We start from the raw sequence: 25,555 nt of genomic DNA on the forward strand, positions 1-25,555 counted from the left end.
GCCGCGATTCGAGCAGGTATCAGCCGAGTGCGACGCGTGCAGGTATCGGAACTGGGAAGCGGGACGGATTCATTTCTCGCGCAGGATGGCTTGCTCGACCGCCGGGAGTGGGGTGCAGCAGAGCGCATGGCTGCACTTGGAGTCGCGGCGCTGGCCGAAGTTCTTGAGAAACTGGCGCCAGCGGCGGCACAGTGGAATGTCGAGGTGCCTGTGCTCGTCGGATTCCCGGAAGAGCGCCCGGGTTGGGCGCCCCCCGACCTTCAGCGGGTGGTTGCCATGCTGAGTGCCGTCGACGCCGGTCGTCTTCGCCTGCGAGTCGAGCCTCGCCTCACAGGCCATGCGGCGGCACTGGAGAGCCTTCACCAGGCTGTTACGTGGGGCGGCCACGCTGGTCGGTGCCCCTTGATACTCGTGGGTGGGATCGACAGCTACCAGGACCTCGAAACGCTCGATTGGCTGCGTGAAAACAATCAGTGGCTGGAGGAGGGGTCTCGTACGGGGTTTGCTCCTGGAGAATCCGCTGCCTTCATCGCACTGATGCCTGAGTCCAACGCACGCAAGCTGGGCTTGGCGCCCGCCGCGAGTGTGCGCGCGACGGCTACGGCTCGTGAGACCCAGTTGATAAACACGCCCGCGCTCAACCTGGCGGACGGGCTGACTTCAGTCGTGCGCCAAGCCCTCAACCCACTCGACAAACCACGAGACGTGGTCGAGAACATCTACTGCGACATCAACGGCGAGCGGTATCGCACCGAGGAATGGGGCTTCGTGGCGCTGCGACTCGGGGCTTCATTTCGTGATGCCTCCGCCTACCATACTCCCGTGCGGAGTTGCGGCGAGGTGGGTGCGGCGACAGGCGCGTTGAACTTGCTGATGTGCGCGCAAGCATGGCGCCGAGAGTATTCACGTGGCCCTCGTACGTTGGTCTGGGGCAGCTCTGATGCCGGACTTCGGGCCGCTGCACTGCTTGAGGCGCCGAGTCCTGGGCATCGAGGAGAAATCCGAACATGGGCACCGTAGCCATCAATCCCCCGAAGACCCCTGTCACCCAGGGTAGCTCGGGAGTTGCAGCAGCCACGCTTCCTAATGTCTGCAAGATGCCTGGCCCGCCTGCTCCGTTTGTTCCCACTCCATTGCCAAATATCGGCAAGAGTGGCGACTCGCCCAAAGGCTACTCCAAGACGGTGACCATTGACGGACAGCCTGTCGCTGTCGCAGGGGCAAGCTTTGGCAGTCAGGGTGACATGGCCAGCAAGGGGACCGGTGGTGGCCTCATCTCCAGCAACACCCATGGTCCCACGAAGTTCTTGGGACCCGGTTCGATGAACGTTCAAATCGAAGGCAAGAACGTCCAGTTGTTGAGCGACCCCATGCTCAACAACTGTGGTCCCTCAGGCAGCCCTGCCAATGCCGCCACCATGACGGGGCTCATCCAGAATGCCAAGGTCGTTGCCGTCACCTATGGCGACGACAAGCCATGTGGGAGATGTGGCAAGACGCATCCGCTGGAGGCTGGCGCTGAGACGCTAGATATGATTCGCGCGCTGACCAAAGCCGTGCGCAACGCTTTTGATGCGCAGAAGGAGAAGATTCGAGACCTGAACAATGCGAACATCGAACTCGCGCGGAAACGCAGAGCGCACATTCCACTGCGGCGATTGCAGAAAAAAGGGCTGCTGACAGATCCCCAGAAACAAGAACTGGCAGGCTTGACCGGCGAAATTCAAAGCCTCGAGGCCAAGGTGGGTGCTCTTGAGGCGTTCTTCGAAGTGAACGCCGTCCTTCGGATGGAGGTGGCATATGGCACCTTCTCCAAGGGCTACATGCTCGGCGTGATGATTTGTGTGTGCAAGCAAGGAGGGAAGCTTGCCGCCTGTTCGGGCAAGGCACCCCCGGCTTTTGCGAGAGCCGTGTCATCTGCGGGCTTCGTATGTGCAAGTCCTCTTGTCGGGGGCGCCGGTGATAACTCGGACCCATGGCAGTGTGCCGCCAAGCAAATCATGCAGAAGAATCAGGGTCACAAACCGCGTCAGCTCATTGAGAGATGGTTCTCTCCCATGGTGAAAGGCCTCAAGACGCTTGACGGGTCGAGTGTCGCCAAGATGGGGACCAAGATTGTCTTCGAGGCATTGGTCGAGGACCCCGTGACGAAGAGGGTCACCTTGGAGAAAGAGTACAGCAAGAAGGACGGCTTCAAGTCTGGCGAGAACGTGCCGTCGTGCGCGAAATGCCAGGAAGGGCTCCCTGCCTTGTACTGCGATACGAAGTGTCCTTGACGCGGAGGCAAGCATGAAGGCACTTGTCGAACTCATCGAAAAATATCGCCCCGGTTTCGCACGGGAGATTGAGCCCGCCGACGAGGTGGATATCGAGCTCCTGGAAGAACACGCAGGGGCATTGCCAGGGGCCTACCTGCGTTTCCTTCAGACCATGGGCTCCAGAATGGGCGGACTCGAGCTTGCGGAGGCCGACCTCTCCATCGATGGGAAAATCCTGACCTACCAAACCCTGTCCTGGTTGCGGCATGGCCGCTGTCTCCTGGTGGCGGGGGACAATGGGCCGGCAGGCTGGGACTATTTCCTCGACCGTGCGAAGCCGCATGGCGGCGATGACTGCTTGCTCGTCCGCATGCCGCTCGAGAAGAACCTCTCTCCGGATACCGCTCACTTGGCGCACGTAGGTCTGGAGGAGTTTCTTTACTACGAAGCCTTCAAGGCCGTTCGCTTGTCGGCTTTTCCCTATCGAAGAGTCTTTACTTCACCTGACGCCCCTAACTCCGCTCCCCGATTTCGCTCGGACCTTGTGTCGACCCTGGCCGACGAGCATGACTTCAAGCGCATCCCTCCTACCGAGCGCTGCGCGCTCTATGATCGCGATGACGCGTGTCTGCTCCTCTATCGGCACCCTGCGGCGCCGATGTTCTCATTGAGCCTGGGCTGCGAGGACCCGGTGAAAATGGAGCTGTTGGCCAGCGAGTTCGAGGCGCGAACCCAGCTGAAAGGCGTCATCGTGAAGGGGTGATATAGAACCACAGCTCGATTCGGAGGTGCTCGCCTCTTGCTGCCCGTGGGCTCGGCACAGGCCCGCTCCCTCGAAACACGGAAGCGGGCCCGAGCCTCACAGCTAGTTCGTCGTGAAGTACAGGTTGTCCAAGAGCAGTGCGTTGCCCGAGGGCCCACCGCCGGCGATGAACACGAAGGGCGACAGCACCGCGCCCAGGCTCACGCCCGCGGCGGTGAAGTCCGACAGCGGAATGGCCAGGTGGTGCCACTGCCCGTCGTTCACATACCCATACTTCGCCACGTCGAGCTGCACGCCCTCCGTGTCGCTCATCCCAATCTTCACCGAGGCGAACCCCGGGTCCGACGAGTTGAGGCTCACGTGCAGCGTCTTCCACGCGTCCAGGTTGTGGCCCGTATCCCAGTGGATGCCAAACCCCAACCACCCCTTGCCCGCGTGGACGATGCGGTCCGCCGTCTTCCCCTCGATGCGCGTGTTCGAGGACTCAATCGTGACGGTGCCCTCGTACAGGTAGATGTGCGTGTCCACGTCGTTGATGATGATTTCCTCGGACCGGCCTCCCTCGTAGAAGCCGACGAAGAGGCGCCGCTGGCCCGCCTCGAACGGGAACGGCCCCGGGAGCACCTCGTCCTGGGGATTCGTCCCGGCGTCGTCCTGCGAGGACGGCTGGTGGTTCTCGTAGTCGGAGGCACCCGGGTCCGGCCGGCACGCGGCCAACGTCAACAGCAGCACTCCCACGGTCCGCTTCATGGCCGCACCGCCCTTTCACCACCACTCGAGGTCCGCACCAGCACCCAACCGCCCGTCACCGTCCCACCCATCTCCACGATGGCCTTGTAGGACGGCGTCAACAGCTCGTAGGGAATCGTCCCCGTCGAGTCGTACGTCACCGCGTCCGGGAAGTTGTCCAACACCGACTGGTACGAGCGGATGGCCATGTCCCGCACCACCGGCAGGTCCTCCTGCCTCGCCAGTCCGTTCTGGTACACGCCGAGCAGGTTGAGGCCGACGTAGTACTGCGCCTCGCCATACGGCCCCCGCGCGAGCACGGTGGCCCACGAGTAGAAGGCCGCCACCGGCCCCGCGTTGGCCTGGAGCACCCACTTCGTCTCCGTCCCCGGCGTCGAGTCCGCGAACGGATTGTTCGGGTCGTCCAGGATGACGGTGCTCGGATACACGCCCATGGTCGGGTCGTAGACCTCGAGCGTCAGGTCCTCCAGCGGTTCGCCATAGACATAGCTCGCGCGGTCATAACACCCGAAGATGCCCAGCACCGCGAGGAGCACGAGACACGTCCTCATACGTTGTCCCTCAGAGCGAAAGGATTGCATACGCACCCACCTCGTATTCGCGGCCCTTGAGCCCCTCGGTGATGGCCGTCGTGCTCATGCCCTCCGAGTACTCATCCAGCATGCGCACCAGCCCTCGCAGACCGAAGCGCGTGGACACCGCGCCCAGCACCGGCCGCTTGAGCCCGTAGGACACGTCGCCCCCGAGCTGCACCGGATACGTGAGGTTGAACACGCGGTGGTAGTCGTACGGACCCCAGTCGTTGAACCGCAGCTGCGTGGAGAGCAGCAGCGTGTCGTACAGCACGTTGGCGTCCAGGCCGAAGCGGCGCACCTGCCGCGCGTCCTCGCCTCCGGACTGCACGCTGCCCACGAAGGCCGTGCCGTACAGCTTCAGCCGCTGCGTGGGATTGCCCACCATGCGCAGCGTCGTCTCCCACTCGTCGCGCGCGGGAGGCGCCCCGGCGAAGGCCACCGCGCTGCCGTCCGCGAGGATGGCGATGCTCGCGTCTCGCGAAGTCGGCTGTCGGCGGTACACCAGGTCCAGGCCCGCGGCGAAGGGCGCGTCCTCGCGCATCTCCCGGTCCCACGCCCAGAACCACGTCCCCGGCGTCGGGTCGAAGGTGATGAGCAGCTCCGCGCCCAGCGTCTCGCGGTTGTCCAGGACGGTGAAGGCGTCCTGCAACACGTTGCGAGCGCGCACGGCGGGGAAGTACGTGCCCGAGTCCTGGTCATACGTGTCGGGGATGTTCGGATTCGGCCCGATGAGCGGCTTCTGGTACAGCACGTTGGGCGCCACCTCGATGGTGCCCAACTGGAAGGCCGCGCCCGCCTGCGCTCCGAAGTGGTTGCCGCGGCCGCTCTCCCTCAGGCTCCAACCCGTCAGCACGATGCTCGGCTCGGGACCACCGTCCGCCACCAGCCCGCGGAACGAACCCTGGGCGAACAGCCGGACGCCCCCCAGGTCATACGTGGCCCGCGCCTTCGCGCCGAGCGTGTCGAGGAACTGCACCTTGTCGCGCAGCACCTCCTGGCCACTGCCCATGTAGCTGGCGCCGCCCGTCGCCTCGCGCGTCCACGTGAACTCCTCGCCGATGCGCTGGGGCGCGGCCAGGATGCCACCGATGTCGAGCGCCAGCGGACCCCGGTTCCACTCGAAGGTCAGCGCCGTGCGGCGCGCCACGCGCTCGCGGATGACGGAGGCGGTCTGCTGCGTCGCGCCCCGGGCGATGTCCTCCTGGTGCACCAGCGTCAGCGCCATGTCGCCGAAGCCCTTGCGGTACTTGGCGACGACGGAAGGGTTTGCGCCCCAGTACAGCTCCGGACCCACCGCCAGCTTGAAGCCCTCGAAGGAGCGCTTGCCGCTGAGCACCACGCCGAAGGGCGCGTTGCCATGGTAGATGTCGATGTTCGGCCCGTAGTTGGCCTCGCGGTACAGGCCGAAGAAGTCACCCTCCTCGCCCCAGTGGTAGTGGCCGACGCGGTAGAAGCCCTCCAGCGCGAAGTCCGCGCGGTCCAGCTTGAACTCCGCCTGGTACAGCGCGAAGCGGTCGAAGCCATTCACTCCAGGCTGGGAGACGCCCGGCGTCGGCGAGGCCCCCGGTGCCGGCGCCGTCGGCGTCGGCGTGGTGCCCCGGTTCTCGTAGAAGAGGTTGTTGAGGCGGTTGGTGGCCACGTTGCCCACCACGTTGAAGGACGCGCGGCCGTACACGCCGGTGGCGGGCTGGAGCGCCAGGTCGAAGAAGATGGACTCCGTGTGGTCCGCCGCCGTCAGGTTCGGCCGCGTCGTCGCGATGCTTCCACGCGACAGCGAGCTGTCCATGACGAGGCGCAGGTTCGACACCCGCACCGCGCTGAGCTCATCCGCCTTCGCCAGGGCGATGGAGGACTCGTAGCTCTTCGACAGCTCGGAGGGCCGCAGGCCCGCGAAGTGCGCGTGGATGCGGTCCAGGTCCGTGTCCTCCGCGTACGGGTCCAGGCGGAAGGCCGCCTGCAACACGTAGTAGGCCGTGCGCGGCTGGATGCGGGAGATGCCCGCGTCGTCCGGCGTGCCCAGGGCGCAGATGCCGAACCACTCCTCGTTCATGTTGTTCTGACCGGCCACGAAGTCCGCCGCGTAGCCGCCGTTGGGCCACGACGCCGTCGTGTCGTGCAGGGAGAGGTTGGCCTCCTGACCCACCTTCCACCAGCCATCCACCCACTGGAAGACGAAGCCGCCCAGCGCGTTGCCCACGCGGCCCTGGCCGTACGTCTGCGTGTAGATTTCCTCCCACTGCTGGCGCAGGTACTCGGCCTGCGACAGGTGGTCCTCACGGCCGTCCCGCGCGTTGAACGCATCCGCGCCGAACTCCGAGAAGAGCACCGGCTTGTCCACCTTGCGCAGCACCTCTTCGTACAAGTCCCGGACGCTGGGGCCTCGGTAGACGTTGGCGCCGAAGATGTCGATGTCGGTGGCGTGCTTGGCGATGAGGTCGATGTACTGGAGGTCGCCGTTGGCCATCGCCACCGGGTGGTTGACGTCGCGGGTCTTGATGGTCCGCGCCGCCTCGCCCATCAGCGTGTAGAGATGCACCGCGCGCGCGGCGTCCTCCTGGCCCGGCAGCGCCTCGATTTCATAGCTGGTCCAGTGCAGGCCGTAGTTGTTCTCGTTGCCGAGCAGCCACATCAGCACGCCCGGAACGCCCCGGTACACCTCCACCTTCTTCGCCAGCTCCTCGAGCAGCGCCTTGCGGTGCGCGGCGTTGGAGTAGTCGATGTTGGGCACGAAGGTGCCGTTGACGGTGGCGCCATAGCGGCCCATCAGCGGGTTCACCACGGTGGTGATTGCGTAGTTCTTGAAGATGAACTCCACCCAGCGCGGGGGGATGTCGTCGAACTGGCGGATGGCGTTGACGCCCATGTCGCGCAGCAGCGTCATCTCCCGCGCCAGCACCGCGCGCACGAAGTCGTCGGGCTGGTTCCAGAGCGAATACCGGTAGTTCTCTCCAATGGGCGTGTAGCCCCAGTTCATGCCGCGCAACAGGAAGTCGCGGCCGTCCACCTTCAGCTTGAAGCCCCGCTCGTCGCGCTGGAGCTTGACGACGGTGGCCTGCTCCGCGCCCGCGGTGACGTCCACGGGCTGCAGGGTGAGGGGCTGCGGCGCGGGAGACGGCGCCGGGCTCGGAGGACCCGAGGGCGTCGTGGTGGTGGCCGCGGGCGGCGCGCCACCGGGAGGAGCGGCGGCCGGCGGAGTTGCTTCCACCGGCGCCGTTTGAGGTTGCGCGCCGCCGGGTTGGACGGGCTGCGCGTCCTGCCCGGCGTGGACGGGGGCCTGGTACAGCGCCGCCGCGAGGAGGGGTGCGAGGAACAGGGCTCTCATGCGGCCAGCTCCACATCCAGCCCGTTCTGGGCCACCACGGCGCGGTACAGGTGCGCGCTGTCCTTGGGGATGCGCTTCTGGGTCGCGTAGTCCACGTAGACCATGCCGAAGCGCTTCTGATAGCCGTACGCCCACTCGAAGTTGTCCAGCAGCGACCACGCGAAGTAGCCCTTGAGGGGCACGCCTTGCTTGATGGCCTCCAGCGAGGCCTCCAGGTGCGTGCGCAGGTAGTGCACGCGCTTGGTGTCCCGCACACGGCCGTCCGCGTCCGGCGTGGTGCCGTAGGCGGCCCCGTTCTCCGTGACGTAGAGGCGGCCGGGCTTGTAGTCCTGGTGCAGCCGCACGAGCAGCTGGGTGAGTCCGTGGGGCGACACCTCCCAGTCCATCTCCGTCTTCTCGGGGCTGACGTGGACGGTGCGCGGGGCGTTCTGCGCCTCGGGGATGCGGTCGCTGCGGATGACGCCTCGGTTGTAGTAGTTGACCCCGAGGAAATCGATGGGCGCGGCGATGTCCGCCATGTCCCCCTGTCGCACGAAGGGCAGCGTGTCCGACTTCAGTCGCCCCTCGGCGACATGGTCGTCAATCACGTCGCGCGGGTAGCCCTTCCCGTAGAGCGGGTCCAGGTACCATCGGTTGAAGCCGCCGTCGAAGGCGCGGCACGCGTCCTGGTCCTCCTTGCTGGGCGACGCGGGCTCCGCGGGCACCAGGTTGAGGGTGACGCCGACCTCCGCCCTGGGCACGTTGGCGCGGATGACGGGGACGGCCTGTCCATGCGACAGCAGCACGTGGTGGGCCGTGGCCAGCGCCTGGCCCCAGTCCTTGATGCCGGGGGCATGCTCGCCGTTGGCGTAGCCAAGGATGCTGATGCACCAGGGCTCGTTGTGCGTAATCCACCGCGACACCCGGTCCCCGAGCTTCTGGCTCATCACGTCCGCGTACTCGACGAACGCGCTCACCGTGTCGCGCGAGGCCCAGCCGCCCTTGTCCTGGAGCGCCTGCGGCAAATCCCAGTGGTACAGCGTGACGACAGGCTCGATTCCCACCTCCAGCAGTCCGTCGACCAGCCGCGAGTAGAAGTCGAGGCCGGCCGTGTTCACCTTGCCGCGCCCCATGGGGAACACGCGCGGCCAGGCGACGGAGAAGCGATACGCCTTCAATCCCATCCAGCGCATCAGCTCCACGTCTTCGCGCCAGCGGTGGTAGTGGTCGCAGGCGACGTTGCCGTTGGTTCCGTCGGCGATTTTACCGGGCGTGGCGGCGAACCGGTCCCAGATGGATTCACCGCGCCCGTCGGCGTCGGTGGCTCCTTCAATCTGGTACGAGGAGGTGGCCACACCCCACACGAAGTCATGAGGAAACTGCCGCATCGTCAGGGACTCCTTTCGAGGACTCGAGATGGCAGCGGACGTGGTGCTCCGCCGCGGGAAGGTGAAAGGGAGGAAGCGCCTCGTGGCACCGCACGTCGGCGTGAGGACAGCGGGGCGCGAAGGCACACCCCAGAGGAGGCGCGGGCACGGTCGCCACGCGCGCGGGCAGGGGCGTGCGCAGGAAGTCCACGCCATCCGGAACGGCCGACAACAACAGCCGCGTATACGGGTGGCGAGGCGCCTGGAGCACGTCGCTGGTGCGGCCCGTCTCCACGACGGAGCCCGCGTAGAGCACCAGCACGCGGTCCGCCAGGTGACGGGCGCTCGCCAGATCGTGGGTGATGAAGAGGATGCCGATGCCGCGCTCGCGCGTCAGGCCCTTGAGCAACTGGAGCACCCCCCGGCGCGTGGACACGTCCAGCATGGAGGTGGGCTCGTCCGCGATGATGACGTCAGGCTCCACCGCCAGCGCCCGCGCCACGGCCACGCGCTGACGCTGGCCTCCGGACAGCTCGTGCGGATAGCGCTTCGCCAACTGCTCCGCCGGCGTCAGCCCCACCGACTCCAGCAGCGCGTGCACCCGTCGCGTCAGCTCCACGCCTCGCGCGCGCCCATGGCGCACCAGCGAGCGCTCCAGGTGATAGGCCACCGTGTGCACCGGATTGAGCGAGGCGAACGGGTCCTGGAACACCATCTGCACGCGGCCCCGGTAGGCCAGTGACGCGGCGCCGCCCTCGCGGGCGAGCACGTTCTCTCCGCCAAGGAGGATGTCGCCCGAGTCCGGGGTGTCCAGCCGCGCCAGGAGGCGGGCCAGCGTGGACTTGCCGCTGCCGGACTCGCCGACGAGCGCGAGGATTTCTCCGCGCTCCAGCGAGAAGGACACATCTGTCAGCACCTTGCGGCGCGCGTGGGACAGGAAGCCGCCCACGGGGAAGCTCCGATTCAGGCGCGAGGCTTCCAGCAGGGGAGGGCTCATCGACGACCTCCGGGGGACGCGGCGAGCGGCGGCTTCAGCGCGCTGGTGGCCTGCTCCAGCACGTCGGGTGACGGCGTCGGCGCGTCGGCCGCGCCCAGGTGAGGGAAGGACGACAGCAACAGGCGCGTGTACGGATGACGCGCGTCGGTGCGCAGGCGCTGCGCGGTGTCCACCTCCACCAGCTTGCCGGCCTGGAGGATGCCCACGCGGTCCGCCAGCGCGAGCAGCAGCGGCAGGTCATGCGTGATGAAGAGGACCGCGAAGCCCAGCCGCTCCTTCAGCTCCACCACGCGCTGGAGCAGCTCCTTCTGCACCACCACGTCGAGCGCGGTGGTGGGCTCGTCCATCACCACCAGCCGGGGCTCCAGCGCCAGGGCCAGGGCGATGCCCACGCGCTGGCGCATGCCTCCGGAGAGCTGGTGCGGCCACGCGTCCACCAGTTCGGGCTTCAACCCCACCATGCTCAACAGCTCACGGGCCCGCGCGTACGAGGACGCGCGCGAGTTACCTCCGTGCGCCGCGAGCGTGTCGTGGAACTGCTCGCCCAGCGTGAGCACCGGGTTGAGCGCGCTCATCGCGCTCTGGAACACCATGGACACACGGCTCCACCGGAAGGCGCGCAGCGCCTCCGGCGACAACGCGGTGACGTCCGTTCCGTCGAAGAGGATGCGTCCGTGGGTGATGGCCGCCGACGAGGGCAACAGGCGCAACAGCGCGGAGCCCAGCGTGGACTTGCCGCTGCCGGACTCACCCGCGAGGCCGAACACCTCGCCGGGGGCGATATCCAGGGACACCTGGTCCACCACGCGGGAAGGGCCCGCCTGCGTCATGTACTCGATGGACAGCTCGCGCACGCTCAAGAGCGCGCCGGGCGTGGCGGCCTCCTGCTCGGGCGAGGCGACGGCGTGCACCACCGCGGCGCTGGGCGCCTTCGGAGGGGCGCGCAGCGAGGGGTTGGTCAGCTCGTCGATGGCGGAGCTGAGCAGCGTGAGCGAGAAGCCCACCAGCGCGATGCAGATGCCCGTGGGGACGAAAATCCACCAGGAGCGCGTCAGGAGCGCCGCGTCGTTGCCGGCCCAGTAGAGGTTGGTGCCCCACGTCACCGAGCCCACGTCACCCAGGCCCAGGAACTCCAGGCCCACCTGCGCGCCCACGGCGTACAGCGTGTTGCCAATGAACGACGAGGCCACGAGCGAGGCCATGTTGGGCAACAGCTCGCGGGTGATGATGCGCAGGTGGCTCTCTCCGGCGACGACGGCCGCCGCGACGAAGTCCCGACCTCGCAGCGACAGCGCCTCCGCGCGGAAGACGCGCGCGTTCCACGCCCAGCCCGCGAAGGTGAGCACCACCACCATGCGGAACGGACCGGAGGGCAGGTAGGCGCCCAGGACGATGGCCAGCGGCAGGCCCGGGATGACCAGGAAGATGTTGGTGGTGAGCGTCAGCGCGTCATCCACGCGGCGGCCCAGGTAGCCGGCGGTGATGCCCACCAGCGCGCCCACCAGCGTGACGAGCGCGCCCACCGCGAAGCCGATGGCCAGCGTCTCGCGCGCGCCCACCACCGTCTGCGCGAGCACGTCCTGGCCCTGGCCCGTCGTGCCGAACCAGTGGGCACTCGAAGGCGGCTGGTGGGGCTGGCCCATCAGCTCCGTCGGGTCCATCACGAACCACGGGCCCACCAGCGCGACGAGGAGGAAGCCCAGCAGGAGGGTGCCTCCCACCGCCGCCTTGCGCTGGCGGAGCAAGCGTCGAAGGGTGTCACGCATGGGCGCGGGTCCTCGGGTCCAGCCAGAGGCAGAGCAGGTCCACGGCGAAGTTCGCGGCGAGCACCGCCAGCGTGATGACCAGGAAGAGCCCCTGCATCAGCGGGTAGTCCTGGTTGCGCACCGCGAGGATGAGCAGGTAACCGGTGCCCGGATACGAGAAGACGATTTCCGTCAGCAGCGAGCCGCTCAGCACGAAGCCCAGCGCCATGCCGAAGCCGGTGACGTTGGGCAAGAGCGCGTTGCGCGCCGCATAGCGCAGCATCACCTGGCGGGGCGGCAGGCCCTTCGCGTGCGCCAGCCGCAGCGTGTCCGTGCCCAGCACCGCCACCATGGTGTTGCGCATGCTCAGCATCCACCCGCCGAGCGTGGCCACGACGATGGACGTCGCCGGCAGCACCGCGTGTCGTCCCACGTCCGCGAGGAAGGTGAGCGTCGCCCCGGGCTCCACGTCGTGCGAGTACGCGTGGCGCAGCGGGAACCAGCCCAGCCCGAAGCCGAAGAGGTACAGGGCCAGCATGGCCAGCCAGAAGTAGGGAAAGGCCCCCAGGAAGGCGAGCGCGGGCGCCAGCGCCGAGTCCAGCCAGCCGCCCCGGTTCCACGCGGCCAGCACGCCCAGCATCGTCCCCACCGCGAAGCTGATGATGACCGCGCACCCGGCCAGCCCCAGCGTCCACAACAGGCCCGTGCCGATGACCTCCGACACGGGCGACGGGTAGTACGCGTACGACAGGCCCAAATCCCCGGTCAGCAGGTGCTTCAGGTACGTGAAGTACTGCACGTGCCACGGCGCATCCGTGAAGCCGAACGCCGTCTTCAGGGCCACCAGCGCCTCGGGGGAGATGCGGCCCTCGAAGCGGGCGAACATCGCCGTGGCCGGGTCTCCCGGCGCGAGCCTCGGGATGACGAAGTTCATCGTCAGCGAGGCCCACGCGGCGAGCAGGTAGAAGCCGAGCCTGCGGAGCACGTAGCGCATGGTCAGGGCGCCTCCCTCGGGGCGAGCGCCGTCAGCACCAGCAGGCTGTCGGGCTCGGCGTGGGGCGAAAGCCGGGCGTAGGGGTTCGCCTCGGTGGGAAAGCCCGTGAAGCGCTTGGAGTTGGACTCGCCCCAGGACGGGTTCGGGAACAACGGAATCGCCGGCGCCGTCTCGGAGAAGCGCCGCTGCACCTGCGCCATCAGCGCCTGCTGCTCCTCGCGCGAGTCGGTGACCTCGAAGCGCTCCAGCAGCGCGTCCGTCTCCTTGTCGCCGTAGCGCTGCCAGTTGGCGGGAGCCACCTCGCCCACCGGACGCACCGTCGCGGACGACAGCATCCACTTGTAGAAGGTGTACGGCGTGGGGCCGTCCAGCGACCAGGAGATGGCCAGCTGGAACTCCCCTTTCTGGAGTCGCGCCTGCCACGCGCTGAACTCGTACGTGCGCAGCTGCGCCTGGAGGCCGAGCTTGCGCAAGTCCCGCGCGACGACCTGCCCGGCGCGCACCCAGTCCGACCAGCCGCCCACCACTTCGATGTCCAGCGTCAGCGGGCTGCCGTCCGCCTGGCGGCGCAGCCCGTCGGGCCCCCGCGTGAGCCCCGCCTCGTCCAGGAGCCGCGCGGCCTCCTTCGCGTCGTGGCGCACCCACGCGTCGTCCGCGACGTCCGCGTCCCGCCAGCCCGTGTACGCGTCGTTGAGGCCCGTGGCGTCCGCCGGCCGCGTGTAGCCATACATGGCGATTTCGACCAGCCGCTCCCGGTCCAACGCCATGCTCAGCGCCTTGCGCACGCGCACGTCGTTCAGCGGAGGCTGGGTGGTGTTGGGGTAGAGGAAGACGGTGCTGCCGAAGAGCGGGAACCAGCGCGCGTGGTGCTTCGGGTCCCTGGCGACGAAGGTGCGGTCCACCGCGGGGACGAAGTTGCCCGCCCAGTCCACCTCGCCCTCCACCAGCGCCAGGTTCGCCTGGTCATTGGTGGGGAAGGCCAGGAAGCGCAGCGCCCTGACGGCGGGCTTGCCGGGCTGCCAGTAGTACGGGTTGCGGCTCAGTTCGTACACCTGATTGCGGAAGACACTCACCTGCGTGAACGGACCGGTGGCCACGGGGTTGGGATTCGTGAACGTCACCGGGTCCGCCACCTGCTCCCAGATGTGGCGCGGGATGATGGGCTGCGCGGCCAGGTCCCCGAAGCCGGGGATGAACGTGCGCGAGAACTGGAAGGCCACCGTGAGCGGCCCCTCGGCGCGCACGTCCGCCAGGAAGCGCCACACGCCGCCCGCGTCCAGGGCCGCGTGCTTGCGCAGCAACTGGAAGGTGTAGGCCACGTCCTCGGCGGTGAAGGGCTTGCCGTCGGACCAGCGCACGCCCTCGCGCAGCGTGAAGCGCAGGGTGCGGCGGTCCTCGGACCACGCGTGCCCCGTGGCCAGCCACGGCTGGTAGTCACCCTTGGACGGTGTGTAGAGCTCCAGGCACTCGTAGACGCCCGCGCGCGTGGGCCAGCGAGAGCCCGCGCCCGGGAAGAGCGGGTTGAAGTTGCGCACCCACGCGCTCTGCTGCTCCACGGAGACGAACAGGGTCCCCGGCGGACGCGGACGGGGCTCGTTCGAGCACGCCGCGCACAGAAGCAGGAGGAGGGCGGAGGTGACGAGGCCCGCGGGCCTCATTCCACCCTCGAGTAGGCGCGCACATAGTCCACCCGCATCTGCTGGGGGAACTGCGTGGTGCCGTCCACAGGGCCCACGAAGCCGCCTCCCACCGCGACGTTGAGGATGAGGAAGTGCGGATGGTCGAACACCCAGCGGGCGTTGCCCGGCAGGTCCCTGGGTGTCACCTCCATGAAGGCGATGTCATCCACGAACCAGCGGATGCGGTCGGGGTCCCACTCCACCGCGAAGACGTGGAAGTCCTCGTAGAGCCTGCCGCCCGCGACGACGTGCTCCTGGCCCACGTTCTCCCCGCCCGAATACCCCGGCCCGTGCAGCGAGCCCCGGACGATGGCGGGCAGTTGGCCCCGGTGCTCCATGATGTCGATTTCGCCGCACGTGGGCCAACCCACCTGGTTGAAGTTCGCGCCCAGCATCCAGAAGGCGGGCCAGATGCCCTTGCCCGTGGGCAGCTGGATGCGCGCCTCGAAGCGCCCGTAGGTCCGCTCGAACTTGCCGCGCGTGGTGTAGCGCGCGGAGGTGTAGTCGTTGCCCTGGTAGCGCTCGCGCCGCGCGGTGATGACCAGGCGGCCCTCGCCGTCCAGCGACGCGTTCTCCGGCCGCGCGGTGTTGTGCTCGTACTGGCCGTTGCCCCAGCCGTCTCCTCCGACGTCCGCGCTCCACCGTTCAGTGGAAGGAGGCGTGCCCGCCGGTCCGTCGAACTCGTCCTGCCACACCAGCTTCCAATCCTGATGCGAGGGCTGGACGGTGGTGGGGGGCGGGTCGGTGCGTCCTGAGCGGGCCGGGTCACAGGCCATGCATCCCAGGAGCGCGAACCACGGGAGGAGTCGGCTGGGCGTCATGCGGTTTTTCCGACGTGTTGGAGGGGAAATAACGTGCGGTCCCGGAGGGCCGCCTGGAGCACGAGTGTGGCCGCGCCCACCGCGATGGACTTGTCGCCCAGCGCGGACGTGACGATGCGCGTCTCCGCCATGGACGTGGACAGCGCGCGCTTGCGCACCGACGCCCGCAACGGGTCCAACAAGAGGTCGCCCACGGAGGAGATTTCCCCGCCGAGCACGACGATGGCGGGGTTGAGCAGGTTGAGCAGGCCCGCGACGGCGACGCCCAGGTACTGGCCCAGCCCATCGATGATTTGCCGCGCCGCCGGGTCGCCCGCGCGCGCGCCTTCGACAATCTCGCGAATCGTCGGAGCCTTGCGGCCCTTGGTGCCCATCAGCTCCCGCGCGCGCTCTACCAGCGCCCCGGAGCCGATGAGGGTGACGAGGCAGCCGCGCAGCCCGCACAGGCACGGGGGCCCCGCGGAGTCGACGGCGATGTGGCCAATCTCTCCGGCCGTGCCTCCGGCGCCGCGGTACACGTCGCCATGGATGATGTGGCCGGAGCCGATGCCCGTGGCCAGCTTGATGTACGTCAGGTCCTCGCCGCTGGTGCCCGCGCCCCAGTAGCACTCCGACAGCGCGCCGAGGTTCGCGTCGTTGTCCACGAACACCGGCAGGTCGAACGTGGTGCTCAAGGCCTCCCGCACGTCGTAGCCGCGCCACGCCGGCAGGATGAGCGGGGACATCTTCCCGGGCGCGGACGGGTGCACCGGGCTGGGCGCGGCCACGCCCAGACCCACGACGGAGCGCCGGGGAACGCGCTCGGCGTCCAGGCACTCCTGCACCAATGTCCGCACCGTCTTCAGTGTGCCCTCCGGGTCGTTGCGAACCTGCTGTGCGGCGCTGCGGTGGGTGCGCACCCGGCCCCGCAGGTCCGTGAGCACCACGGAGACGTGGGTGGCGCCCATCTCCACGCCGAGGATGCTGAAGGCGTCATCCCGGAAGCCGATGAGGGTGGGGCGACGGCCGCCTCGGGAGACGCCGGCGCCGATGCTGCGCACCAGCCCCGAGTGCTCCAGGTCCGCGACGATGGCCGACACGGTGGACGGGCTCAGCTCCGTCCTCCGGGCAATCTCCGCCCGGGAAATCTGGCGCTCGCGCCAGATCATGTTGAGCAGCAGGCTGCTGTTCTGCGCCCGCATGCCCGCCGCGTCGACCGTCAGTGCCGCCGTTCCCACTTTCATCGTCCCCTTACGCTCCATTCCGCCGCGCGGAAGGCGCGGTGGGTGTCATCTCCACTGGATGTCGTCGACGTAGAAGACGACCGGGGTCGGCTTGCCCCCCGCTACCCAGCCGAAACCACCCACCACCTTCCGGTATCGGACGCGGCTGACGTCGATTGTGTACTCCTTTGGCTCCGCAGTGAGCGTCTGGTCTCCGGTATCGAGGCTGAAGCCGTCGGCCGTGGTACTCAGACCCACCAGGAACTTGACGACCTCGCCTCCCGTGGCTCCCCACGCATAGAAGGACAGGACGGACGCGCCCTCGGGGACCTCGAAGCCGGGCAGGTCACCCCAGTTGCTCTCGGGGTACTGCCACCACACGCCGCCCCAGTTGCCGCCGCCCGCCGTATAGGTGAACTTGTGGCAGTCGCCCTTGCCCGTGCCCGGCCGCGTCGCGGCGCACTCGGGCGCGGAGACGATGCCGCCCGATGCGCCGTCGCCCATGTAGCCGCTGGGCGCCCACGTTCCGTCCACCGTCAGGGGAAGCACCGTGGTGGGGCCCGCGTCAGGAGGCCCCGCGTCCGGCTCGCCCGCGTCGGGAGGCCCGGAGTCTGGCGGACCCGCGTCCGGCACCCCCGAGTCCACGGGCCCCGCGTCCGGCTGTCCTGAGTCCGGAGTGCCCGAGTCGGGCTTCGTCCCCGCGTCAGTCTGGGGGTCGGGCGTCTTGTCGTCCTCCTCCGGGTCACACGCACCGAGCAGGCTCATCGCGGCGAGCAACCCCGCCGCGGCACACGTCCAGGCGAAACGCTTGTGTTGCATGGGCTTCCCCTCCCTGCTGGAAAACTTCGTTCGCACTGCGAAGAAACCAGACGACGCAAGGAACCGACGCTCGCGTGGTGCGATGCGTCAAGAAAGGCGCTCTGCTTCAGAGGAGAGTGAGGTGAATCACGCCGTGCCCATCCGCCCACACCCCCGGGGCCCACCGTCACTCCGTCACGAACCCGTGATTCATTCGTTCGAGTGACGAAGAAAGTACCAGCGACGTTGGTTGGATTGCAAGCCGCCGCGTGACAGGGCCTTGACGCCAAACCCAGACACGGCGCCGCGCGCGGCCCGTCCCATTGCCTGACGCGTCGCGGCGACGGTGACGTGAAAGGGATAAGAGGGCACGAGCGGCGCCTCGAGCCCGCCGAGTGGGGCCACGCGCGGCGAGAGTGCCGCCTGGAGGGGCGCTCGAAACTTTGTTCGGACGGCGAACAAAGTTCAGGGTGGGAGGTGCCGGGTCACCCAGGTGGGGCGCTGGACGGGGTGAGGCTCACGTCCGGCTCCGAGTGGAATGACGACAGCGGCCGCCACCATAGCGTGGGCCCGCCGCCTTGAACAGTTTCATCCAGCGCGAGAAGGAAGGGCTCCGCGCCCTCGGCTGGCGGGCGCGTCATGGAGAGGGCCAGGAGCGCGCCGGCCCGCGTCACCAGGCTGGTCGTGTCGATGCACCGGGTTGAACAGAGCCAGGTCCGCGCGGGACGTCCGAGGGGATTGGAATCCGGAGGTGCGCCGCCTGTTGTGAGGCTTCATGCGAGAGCTGAGTCGGCGTTCCGTCGTGCTGGGGCTGGGGTCCTGCGCCGTGAGTGTGGTGGCTTGCACCTGCGCGGTCCCAGCGGAAGCCGTCCCCGTGGCGCCCCGCGTCAGGGCCCAGCTCTACACCTGCGAGGGATGTGAAGCCGTCGCGGAGCGGGTGCCGGAGCGGCTGATTCCCACCGTTCGGCTGGCGAGCGCCGAGGAGCCCGGAGAACGGATGACGCTGACGGGATGGGTGTTGAGCGCGCAGTCACGCGAGCCCGTCGCGGGTGTCGTCATCTACGCGCATCACACCAACGCGGCGGGGCTCTATGCGAACGGTACGCGGGAGTCCGAGTGGAGCCGTCGCCATGGTCGGTTGCGCGGGTGGGCGAGGACGGGTGGGGACGGCGTCTATGCGTTCGAAACCATCAAGCCCGCGCCCTATCCGAACGACACCCTGCCGGCGCACGTACACCTGTTCATTGGCGAGCCGGGGCGGCCCGCGTACCACGTCGATGACGTCGTGTTCGACGGCGAGTTTGGCGTGACGCCGCGCTACCGCGAGAAGCAGGAGCTTCGCGGTGGAAGTGGCATCGTGAAGCTGTCGCGCACGGCCTCTGGCGTGTGGCTCGCGCGCCGGGACATCGTCCTGGAGCGTCACCCCTGAGGCGCGTGCGCGGGGTGCTCAGAACGGCGCCAGGCGGAAGGACTCCATGAGGAGCGGCAGGGGGCGCGCGCTCCACAGCACGGCCCACTGTCGTTCGTTCACGCCTCGCATGTAGACATCGCCCAGGTACAGCGCGACGGCGGCGCGGGCCTCCAGGTCGATGAGGAGCGCGCCCGGCTCACCCGACACCGAGAAGTGCCGGTCATCCGTGGCCGTGACGAGCACTTCTTGTCCGTCCTCGCCCACGGAGATGATGCGGCCGCGATGCAAGCCTCCCCGGGAGGTGTACTTCATCACGGTGCTGCCCACGCGGGGCGCCGCCACCCGGGGCACCCAGGACACGGGTGGGTACTCGCCCGTGCCACGCTCCGCCGGGTCCACGGGCGCGGCGATGCAGGCGTCGAGCAGGCCCGAGGGGCTCCACTGTCTGGCTTCCGTGGCCACCACCTGGGCGACCCGGGTCTGGGTGGTGACGTGGCGGAGCCAGCGCCCCTCGTGACGGCGGTCCACGATGCCGTCCTCTCCCCGCGAATACGGTGGAGGTTGTGGCACCAGTCCTCCTCCCATCGTGAGGCCGCTGGGCGCCGGTGGGAGGACGGGTGGTCCCAGCCGGTGCTCCACGGTGAGCAGCACGGGGTCGCCGGATTCACGCAGGCGGAACCAGCCTCCGAGGGAGGTCTCGTAGGGGCTGCCCTCCTCACTCAGCGGCTCTCCGGCGATGAGCCGGGGGCCTTTGCCGTGGCCGTGCGTGCTCATGGTCGGGCGAGACTCCAGAGGGAAGACCTGGCGTGGCTACAGCTCGCTCAGGCCAGGGTCGAACAGGGCGGTGAGCGTGACGAGGAACTCGTGGGAGAACACGGGCATGGGCGCGTGGCCGCCATTGTACGGCTGGGCGCTGCGGAAGTTCTCGCCGAGCAGGCTGTCCCTGCCACCCCACCGCGACCCTCGGGCCACGGACGTGGGTGGGGCAGGACGGCGCAGGCACCTTGAAGCCCGTGTGTCCTTCGCGACGGAGTCCCCGGTGCGCGTGTGAGGGCTGTTCAGTAGGGCCGCAGGTGAAAGGCCTTCATCAGGAGCGGCAGTGGACGGGCCCGCCACAACACGGCCCACTGACGCTCCTTTACGTAGCGCATGTAGACCTCACCCACGTGCAGCCCGATGGCGGCACGGGCCTCCACGTCGATGAGGAGCGCGCCCGAGTCGCCTTCCACCGCGAAGGGCTGCTCACTGGTGGAGGTGACGAGCACCTCGTCTCCAGACTCGCTCACGCAGAGGATGCGGCCGTGACGCAGTCCGCCCCGCCGGGTGAACTTGAGCACGGTGCTGCCCTCGCGAGGCTCCGCGACGCGGGGCACCCAGGGCAGCGGCGGGTACTCGTCCGAGCCGAGCGACGGGGCCACGGGCGCGGCGATGCAGGCGTCGAGCGGACCCTGGTGTCCCGTCTCGGGTCGGACTCCCGAGGCCAGCACCCTGGCGACGCGCTCGCCCGACGTGGCGTGGCACAGCCAGCGCCCCTCGGGACGGCGGTTCACGATGGCGTCTTCCCCCTGCCAGCGCAGGCGCGGCGGCGGGCCTCCTACCGCGAGGCACGCGGACGCGGCCCTGATGGGGTCCGGCGTCAACAGGTGCTCCACGGTGAGCAGCACGGGGGCGCCGGACTCACTCAGGCGGAACCACCCGCCGAGCGTCGCCTGGAGGTAGCTGCCCTCTTCACATAACGGCTCGCCGGAGAGCAGCCGTCGGCCTTCGTTGTCCGCGTGGGTGCTCATGCCTGGGTGAGATTGGTGAAGTCGCAGGCGGCGGGAAGGCATGAGACCGGCGCGGCGTTCGCGGGGGCCAGGTGGATGACGCGCTCGTGGGGATTCGAGTGCTCCAGGGTGCCCACCCCCGCGCCGTCGTCCGTGAGGTAGGCGGTGCGCCCATTGGCCTTCAGCTTGACGGTCCTCACCACCCCCGACACCGGGAGGGTGATGTCGTAGGAGTCGTCGTCGGTGACGCCCGCAACGGCATACAGGCCATTATAGGCATACGTGCCTCCGACGTGGTTGCCGTCGGTGATGGTGACCGTGCCCGCGCCCAGGTCGTGGCTCACCGCGTGGGTCACCGTGCAGGAGGTGCCGTCATCATCCAGGGTGATGGCCACGGGGCCCGCCCCCATGCCGGTGTCCGCCATTCCGGCGACGCCGAGGTGGACGGCGCCGGTGGTGATGGCCAACTCGTAGCTCGTCTCATCGATGACCTGAGCGGTCTGGTGGTGCCCGTTCAGCGCCGCGATTCCCATCACGCTGAGGGTGACGCCATGCCTGGGGGTTCCCTGGGCGGGAGCCGCCGGTCCGGCGATGGCCAGCGGGGTTCGCGTCACCTGCGAGGTGATGTTCTGGACCGCGGCGGCGGGAGCGCCCAGGGGCAGGGCATAGTGGTTGGAGTCCACCACGGTGGCGGCATGCGCCGCGTTCAGCGCGATGACCGCGGCGCCGTTGATGGTGACGATGGGCGCGCCCTTGAGGCCATGGTTGGGGTGACGCGCCACCGCCTGGTTGCCCATGTGGTCCACCACCGTCACCGGGACGAAGAGGTCCACCTCATCCTTGCGATAGACCTTCTCGTTGCGCGGAAGCGTGCGCAGCGAGGGGGTGCCGCCCACGTTCGCGAGCGTGCGCTCGCCGTCGTGGAAGTGGCCGGTGGAGCCCACCAACTCCACCTGGGCCGTGCCCCAGAAGCCGTCGGCTTGCGTCTGGCGCAGGAGGCTTTCGGTGGGGGCCTTGTCCAGCAGCGTGACGTTGTTGCCGGCGACCTGCCCGGTGACTTCCGCCGCCGCACCCTGGGACACGTCCAGGAGGGACCAGTCCGCGTCCAGGTTCCGGGCGACAGGGTGGGCGCCGTCGTAGGCGGGCACGCTGGCGCCCTGGAGCTTCACCATTCGCAGCCCTCGTCCATGGTTCGCGTGGGTGACGACACTTCCCGTGAGGTCCGCGTCCAGGACGACATCCACCCCGCCCAGCTTCGCCGTCGCATGCACGTTCACCGGGCTCGTCTTGTCCGTGCGGTAGGTGTTCGCGTCGACAATCTCGACGACCCGCTGAGGCCCGTCGAGTGATGGGTCCGTGCTCTCCGTGACGACCACCGGACCCAGCCCGCGTCCATGGGCCAGGTGGGTGACGATGGTGTCGGTGCCGTCATCGTCCAGCGTCACCGCCGTGCCGTCCACCTGGGCGGCCTCGCCGTTGGCCACCGCGCTGGTGAAGCGCAGCTTGTAGTGGTCCGCGTCGATGATTTCCGTCACCTCGTGGTCGCCATCCCACGCGCCGGCCGAGGAGCCGTCGACGTGGACGCAGCCCAGCGTGGCGCCCTGGCCGGGGTGGTGAAGCAGGCACTGGCCCTCGGGGAAGTCCATCAGCGTCACGCGCACGCCCACGCTCGGCAGCGTGTGCACGTGGTTCGCTCCCGCGCTGGCATCCAGCCGGTAGTGATGGGCGTCGACGACGGTGGCGTTGCGCGCGCCATCCAGGAGTGCCACGCCCGTGCCACGCAGCCTCACCTGCTTCGTCCCCACGAGCCCATGGGCCGGGTGGTGCACCAGGCATTCGCCCGCGGGGAAGGTGAGCAACTCGGTGGCCTCGACGACGGGAGCGCCGCCGCCCGGGGGCATGGAGGTCCCCGTGGCGCGTGGCCCCACGCCGAGCACGGGCTCCGGGACGGGCTTCGCGGCCACGGGATGTTGGGACGCGGGCGGCTTCTGGCAATGCACGAGTTGGAGCGGCAGCGGGCCTCCGTTCGTGTGGACCACCTGCACGGACGCGCGGGCCTGTCGCTCCGCTTCCTGGCTGGCCAGGATGGCGGGCTGCCGCAGCCGCTGCACGATGCCGTTGATGAGGCGAGAGGCCGCGCTGCGATTGGGCTCGCCGCGCGCCGCGAGAATCGCGTCGCGGAGGGCCATCTTGGTCGCCGCCGTGGGATGGAGGTTCACGAAGGCCGCGCCCGTCATTTCCGTCTCGGCCTCGTCCGCCACGTCGGCCGCGGAGTTGCCGGTCACCTTGCTCGCGGCCTCCGCCGCGCCCCCGACGAGCGTCGCCGCCTGGGCCTGGGCGTAGCAGTGGGAGACACGCGCGGCGGCCTGCTCATACGCCGTGGTGGCCGCCTGGATGTTCGTCGCGGCGAGCCCTACGGGCGGCGTCCCGGGTCCCCTCCAGCCCAGCAGGCAGTGGCGACGCTGGCCCACCACGCCGTTGAGCTCCATGCGCATGGGGGAGGAGTCATTCTTGTGATGGCATTGATCGACGGTGTAGTAGCCGGCGACGCCAGGGACGGGCTGCAGCGGCATCTGCGTCAGCGCCGCGGGGAAGCCGCCACCGTCGTACTTGCGCAGGCGGACCTGGATGCCGGGTGTGCGCGCGGGGCCCGGGTCCACGACCAGCGCGTCGCCGGTGGGCACCGCGATGAGCGTCACGGTGACGCCCGCGGTGGCGACCTTGTTCACGGTGGGCGTCGCCGTGGCGTTGGTGGACAGGGGCCAGATGTAGTGGTCCTCGTCCAGCACGGTGACAGGGTTCAGGCCCACGCCGTTCAGGTTGACCTGGGGCGCGCCGTGGGCGTCCAGGCCGTGCCGCTCGTGGCGGACGAGGCAGTGGTTGGCGGGCAGGTGGTAGACGGCGGCTGGCGCTCCATCCAGGGTGCCATCCGCGTCCAACTGGCTGGCCAGGACGGAGAGCGGCGCCGCGACGTAGTTCTTGTCACACCGGTGGATGGCGATGGCCGGGTTGTCGTTGGACGTCCCGGCGATGGCCACGATGTCTCCATCCGAGAGGCCGTGCCCGGGCTTGCGAATGAAGCACCAGGTGTTCGGACCCGCGTCGAAGACGCGCACGGCGCAGGTGGACAGGATGCCCGCTTCGACCCTCGGCGTGCCGTCGCGAGGCACCGGGAAGGTGTAGTGGTCCTCGTCCAGCTTGTGGATGGGGTGCGGCCCCGCGTTGTAGACCGCATGCGCGGCCCCGCTCAGGGTGACGTTGTCGTTGTGTTCCTTTCCATGGCGGGGGTGGACCACGAGGACGTTCGTGTTCGTGTTGATGAGGGTGACGTCGATGTCCTCCGCCGTCTTCTGGACGTAGTGGTAGCCGCGCACGCGGTACATGTCGACGGCTTCGGGGAAGGGGTGTCCCGCGCCGCCGTTCTTCGCGTAGCCGTGCTTGCCGACCTTGTTCTTGAGGCTCCCCGTGAAGAAGATGCCGTAGGAGTACACCACCGTGGGCGGCAGGCCGTGCAGCGGCGGCGCGGCGAGCGGGATGTACTTCTCCTCCAGGCCGTCCTTGGCGCCATGGTGGGCCGCGAGGATGCCGACCACCTTGCCGTCCAGGTCTCCCGCGCGACACGAGGCGATGTGCTGGAACATCGCATCGCCAGTGAGCAGGACGTAGCGCTCTTCCGGGAACAGCTCTGGCCGCGTGCCGCCCGCGTCGAGCGCCCGGCGCTGGCCGATGGGCGGCGCGTTGCTGTCGTCCTGCACGCGCACCAGCGCCGCGAGGCCAATCTCGTTCTTGTCGATCTCCCTGTTGTGGTGGCCCGGCCAGTCCGCGCGCAGCACGAAGCCCCAGGGGTATTCCTCGAAGCAGAGCTGGTTGTTGGAGATGACGCGGACGTGGGTCAGCGCGTTGAAGAAGTTCCTGTCACTGGTGACGGGCTTGTTCTCGATGACCAGCCAGGGCAGGTGCATGGCCTGCGGCTTCTCCACCGCGAGCTGCCGGTGGTCCGTGTCGAAGTGCGACAGGATGACCACGGGGTTGCCGGCCATGCAGGGCTGGTAGTTCGTCGGGCGCGTGTACTTGTGGGACTTGTCGTCCCCCAGGCCGAAGTCGAAGTAGGCGAACGGGTGGCCATTCGCGTCGAAGAGGGCGTTGCAGTTGCCCTGACCGATGTCGAACACGCCGACATAGGACACGTGCTGGTTGAGGCTGGTGCTCTGCTGGCCCGTGCTGTCCTCGGGGCGGATGGAATAGATGCGCGCCAGCTCCTTGCCCTGGTCCCCAATCGCCTCCAGCTCCAGCACCCACCAGGTCTGCTCGGGCCCGAACTTCAGCGAGGGGAACTGCCGGTAGCACGACACCTCCAGGGGGCCGTTGTCGACGTCCATGGTGGGACGGGTGGACGAAACCCTGACCCGGAACCAGATGCCTTCCTGGATGTGGAACTTGCTGTTCCCCACGACGACGGTGACGGTGGGGACTCCCGCCTCATGGCGGTAGCCGTCCGCCTGGAACTCCAGCTCCCAGAGGGGCGTCCACCGGTTCTGGCGATGGAAATCCTGTCGCTCCAGCTCCGCGCGCTCGTCGAACCACTCCTCCTCGACGAGGTCCAACCACACCAGGGCGCGCTCCCCTGTGTCATCGGGTTCGTACTTGCTGGCGGTGGCATAGAACCAGCCCTCCGTCTCCTCGGGGCCCTCGTCCTCCTCCATCTCAGGGACGAAGGGGGGCGGTGAAGGGGGGTCGCAGGGGAGGACCACCAGGTCGACGTCCATCGAGGACGACGCCCGCGGAGGGAAGAACGGGTACTCGGGCTCTCCTGTCCGCGCGTACCTGTACCGAGTGCGTTTCTTGTCGTGGATGATGGGGGACTGGGAGTCGTCCCCACTGTCGTCATCACTGTCGTCGTCGCTGTCGTCGCTTTCCGAGCCCGAAGGCGGATCCCAGTTCCCGTGAACGCGCTTCTGTCCACCGTCCAGGGCCTTGGGCCCCTTCAGTCGGGTGGAGGGGCGCCACTCTCCTGGGACGACGGCCTCGGTCTCGGAGTCGCTGTCGTCCGTCAGGTTCGGCTCGTCCTCCAACGGGGGCGGGAAGGTGCCACTCGCGGGGGTCCTCTGCTTGTGGGGCGGCTCTCCAT

19 protein-coding genes are annotated in these 25,555 nt (G+C 68.5%); 4 read left to right on the plus strand and 15 right to left on the minus strand.

Annotated features, from left to right (window positions below):
* Positions 1-27: 27 nt before the first annotated feature.
* Genes FJV41_RS21620 through FJV41_RS53785 form a run of 3 tightly spaced genes read left to right on the plus strand, consistent with a single transcriptional unit; the run spans position 28 to position 3,021 of the window.
* The gene (locus tag FJV41_RS21620; RefSeq protein ID WP_246137327.1) at positions 28-1,020 is read left to right on the plus strand and encodes a hypothetical protein; all 993 of its coding nucleotides are present in this window, start codon (positions 28-30) and stop codon (positions 1,018-1,020) included.
* Positions 1,008-2,276 (plus strand): DUF4150 domain-containing protein, encoded by a 1,269-nt coding sequence (locus FJV41_RS21625; protein WP_141644422.1) that lies wholly within the window; start codon positions 1,008-1,010, stop codon positions 2,274-2,276. Before FJV41_RS21620 ends, FJV41_RS21625 begins: the two co-directional genes overlap by 13 nt.
* A gap of 13 nt (positions 2,277-2,289) precedes the next feature.
* The gene (locus FJV41_RS53785) at positions 2,290-3,021 is read left to right on the plus strand and encodes a hypothetical protein (RefSeq protein WP_246137328.1); all 732 of its coding nucleotides are present in this window, start codon (positions 2,290-2,292) and stop codon (positions 3,019-3,021) included.
* Positions 3,022-3,123: 102 nt separating this feature from the next.
* Here the strand turns inward: FJV41_RS53785 and FJV41_RS21635 are convergent, their stop codons facing one another.
* From FJV41_RS21635 to FJV41_RS21685, 11 genes are read right to left on the minus strand one after another with little or no spacing between them, the layout of a single operon-like run.
* Positions 3,124-3,771, minus strand: coding sequence for a hypothetical protein (locus tag FJV41_RS21635; RefSeq protein WP_141644423.1), 648 nt, complete (start codon positions 3,769-3,771; stop codon positions 3,124-3,126).
* The gene (locus tag FJV41_RS21640; protein ID WP_174486848.1) at positions 3,768-4,322 is read right to left on the minus strand and encodes a hypothetical protein; all 555 of its coding nucleotides are present in this window, start codon (positions 4,320-4,322) and stop codon (positions 3,768-3,770) included. The genes FJV41_RS21635 and FJV41_RS21640 overlap by 4 nt, the downstream gene beginning before the upstream one ends.
* Positions 4,323-4,332: 10 nt before the next feature.
* A complete protein-coding gene (locus tag FJV41_RS21645; protein ID WP_141644425.1) occupies positions 4,333-7,668 on the minus strand; it encodes a glycoside hydrolase family 2 TIM barrel-domain containing protein in 3,336 nt (1,111 codons plus the stop codon).
* Positions 7,665-9,035, minus strand: coding sequence for a GH1 family beta-glucosidase (locus FJV41_RS21650; protein ID WP_141644426.1), 1,371 nt, complete (start codon positions 9,033-9,035; stop codon positions 7,665-7,667). The genes FJV41_RS21645 and FJV41_RS21650 overlap by 4 nt, the downstream gene beginning before the upstream one ends.
* Entirely contained in the window at positions 9,016-10,011 is a 996-nt protein-coding gene (locus FJV41_RS21655) for an ABC transporter ATP-binding protein (RefSeq protein WP_141644427.1), read from the minus strand. Before FJV41_RS21655 ends, FJV41_RS21650 begins: the two co-directional genes overlap by 20 nt.
* A complete protein-coding gene (locus FJV41_RS21660) occupies positions 10,008-11,777 on the minus strand; it encodes a dipeptide/oligopeptide/nickel ABC transporter permease/ATP-binding protein (RefSeq protein WP_141644428.1) in 1,770 nt (589 codons plus the stop codon). The genes FJV41_RS21655 and FJV41_RS21660 overlap by 4 nt, the downstream gene beginning before the upstream one ends.
* A complete protein-coding gene (locus FJV41_RS21665) occupies positions 11,770-12,750 on the minus strand; it encodes an ABC transporter permease (RefSeq protein ID WP_141644429.1) in 981 nt (326 codons plus the stop codon). The genes FJV41_RS21660 and FJV41_RS21665 overlap by 8 nt, the downstream gene beginning before the upstream one ends.
* 2 nt (positions 12,751-12,752) lie before the next feature.
* On the minus strand, positions 12,753-14,408 hold the full coding sequence (locus tag FJV41_RS21670) for an ABC transporter substrate-binding protein (RefSeq protein ID WP_141644430.1): 1,656 nt from the start codon (positions 14,406-14,408) through the stop codon (positions 12,753-12,755).
* Positions 14,405-15,250, minus strand: coding sequence for a glycoside hydrolase family 16 protein (locus FJV41_RS21675; protein ID WP_141644431.1), 846 nt, complete (start codon positions 15,248-15,250; stop codon positions 14,405-14,407). Before FJV41_RS21675 ends, FJV41_RS21670 begins: the two co-directional genes overlap by 4 nt.
* The gene (locus FJV41_RS21680; protein ID WP_141644432.1) at positions 15,247-16,473 is read right to left on the minus strand and encodes an ROK family transcriptional regulator; all 1,227 of its coding nucleotides are present in this window, start codon (positions 16,471-16,473) and stop codon (positions 15,247-15,249) included. Before FJV41_RS21680 ends, FJV41_RS21675 begins: the two co-directional genes overlap by 4 nt.
* Positions 16,474-16,518: 45 nt before the next feature.
* The gene (locus FJV41_RS21685; RefSeq protein WP_141644433.1) at positions 16,519-17,271 is read right to left on the minus strand and encodes a hypothetical protein; all 753 of its coding nucleotides are present in this window, start codon (positions 17,269-17,271) and stop codon (positions 16,519-16,521) included.
* An 853-nt stretch (positions 17,272-18,124) separates the two neighbouring features.
* On the opposite strand from FJV41_RS21685, the gene FJV41_RS21690 reads away from it, so the two are divergent.
* Complete coding sequence (locus FJV41_RS21690) at positions 18,125-18,679, plus strand: dioxygenase family protein (protein ID WP_181790822.1); 555 nt, start codon at positions 18,125-18,127, stop codon at positions 18,677-18,679.
* Positions 18,680-18,697: 18 nt separating this feature from the next.
* Here FJV41_RS21690 and FJV41_RS21695 read toward each other — a convergent pair whose 3' ends face one another.
* The 4 genes from FJV41_RS21695 to FJV41_RS52410 all read right to left on the minus strand — a co-directional run.
* Positions 18,698-19,435, minus strand: a complete 738-nt coding sequence (locus tag FJV41_RS21695) for a hypothetical protein (protein WP_141644435.1) — start codon at positions 19,433-19,435, stop codon at positions 18,698-18,700.
* A gap of 36 nt (positions 19,436-19,471) precedes the next feature.
* The gene (locus FJV41_RS52405; RefSeq protein WP_174454253.1) at positions 19,472-19,633 is read right to left on the minus strand and encodes a hypothetical protein; all 162 of its coding nucleotides are present in this window, start codon (positions 19,631-19,633) and stop codon (positions 19,472-19,474) included.
* An 86-nt stretch (positions 19,634-19,719) separates the two neighbouring features.
* A complete protein-coding gene (locus tag FJV41_RS21700; protein WP_141644436.1) occupies positions 19,720-20,448 on the minus strand; it encodes a hypothetical protein in 729 nt (242 codons plus the stop codon).
* Positions 20,445-25,555, minus strand: a 5,111-nt coding sequence (locus FJV41_RS52410; protein ID WP_181790824.1) for a hypothetical protein, incomplete at its 5' end; no start/stop codon positions are given. The genes FJV41_RS52410 and FJV41_RS21700, both read right to left, overlap by 4 nt.

The sequence above is a fragment of the Myxococcus llanfairpwllgwyngyllgogerychwyrndrobwllllantysiliogogogochensis genome, from assembly GCF_006636215.1.
Lineage (GTDB): Bacteria > Myxococcota > Myxococcia > Myxococcales > Myxococcaceae > Myxococcus > Myxococcus llanfairpwllgwyngyllgogerychwyrndrobwllllantysiliogogogochensis.

Bases quoted from the DNA above. Each gene is read 5' to 3' on its own strand.
- FJV41_RS21675 (WP_141644431.1), bottom strand. From the start codon at position 15,250: ATGACGCCCAGCCGACTCCTCCCGTGGTTCGCGCTCCTGGGATGCATG.
- FJV41_RS21625 (WP_141644422.1), top strand. From the start codon at position 1,008: ATGGGCACCGTAGCCATCAATCCCCCGAAGACCCCTGTCACCCAGGGT.
- FJV41_RS21655 (WP_141644427.1), bottom strand. From the start codon at position 10,011: ATGAGCCCTCCCCTGCTGGAAGCCTCGCGCCTGAATCGGAGCTTCCCC.
- FJV41_RS21650 (WP_141644426.1), bottom strand. From the start codon at position 9,035: ATGCGGCAGTTTCCTCATGACTTCGTGTGGGGTGTGGCCACCTCCTCG.
- FJV41_RS21640 (WP_174486848.1), bottom strand. From the start codon at position 4,322: ATGAGGACGTGTCTCGTGCTCCTCGCGGTGCTGGGCATCTTCGGGTGT.
- FJV41_RS21670 (WP_141644430.1), bottom strand. From the start codon at position 14,408: ATGAGGCCCGCGGGCCTCGTCACCTCCGCCCTCCTCCTGCTTCTGTGC.
- FJV41_RS53785 (WP_246137328.1), top strand. From the start codon at position 2,290: ATGAAGGCACTTGTCGAACTCATCGAAAAATATCGCCCCGGTTTCGCA.
- FJV41_RS21665 (WP_141644429.1), bottom strand. From the start codon at position 12,750: ATGCGCTACGTGCTCCGCAGGCTCGGCTTCTACCTGCTCGCCGCGTGG.
- FJV41_RS21635 (WP_141644423.1), bottom strand. From the start codon at position 3,771: ATGAAGCGGACCGTGGGAGTGCTGCTGTTGACGTTGGCCGCGTGCCGG.
- FJV41_RS21685 (WP_141644433.1), bottom strand. From the start codon at position 17,271: ATGCAACACAAGCGTTTCGCCTGGACGTGTGCCGCGGCGGGGTTGCTC.
- FJV41_RS21645 (WP_141644425.1), bottom strand. From the start codon at position 7,668: ATGAGAGCCCTGTTCCTCGCACCCCTCCTCGCGGCGGCGCTGTACCAG.
- FJV41_RS21695 (WP_141644435.1), bottom strand. From the start codon at position 19,435: ATGAGCACGCACGGCCACGGCAAAGGCCCCCGGCTCATCGCCGGAGAG.
- FJV41_RS21700 (WP_141644436.1), bottom strand. From the start codon at position 20,448: ATGAGCACCCACGCGGACAACGAAGGCCGACGGCTGCTCTCCGGCGAG.
- FJV41_RS21680 (WP_141644432.1), bottom strand. From the start codon at position 16,473: ATGAAAGTGGGAACGGCGGCACTGACGGTCGACGCGGCGGGCATGCGG.
- FJV41_RS21660 (WP_141644428.1), bottom strand. From the start codon at position 11,777: ATGCGTGACACCCTTCGACGCTTGCTCCGCCAGCGCAAGGCGGCGGTG.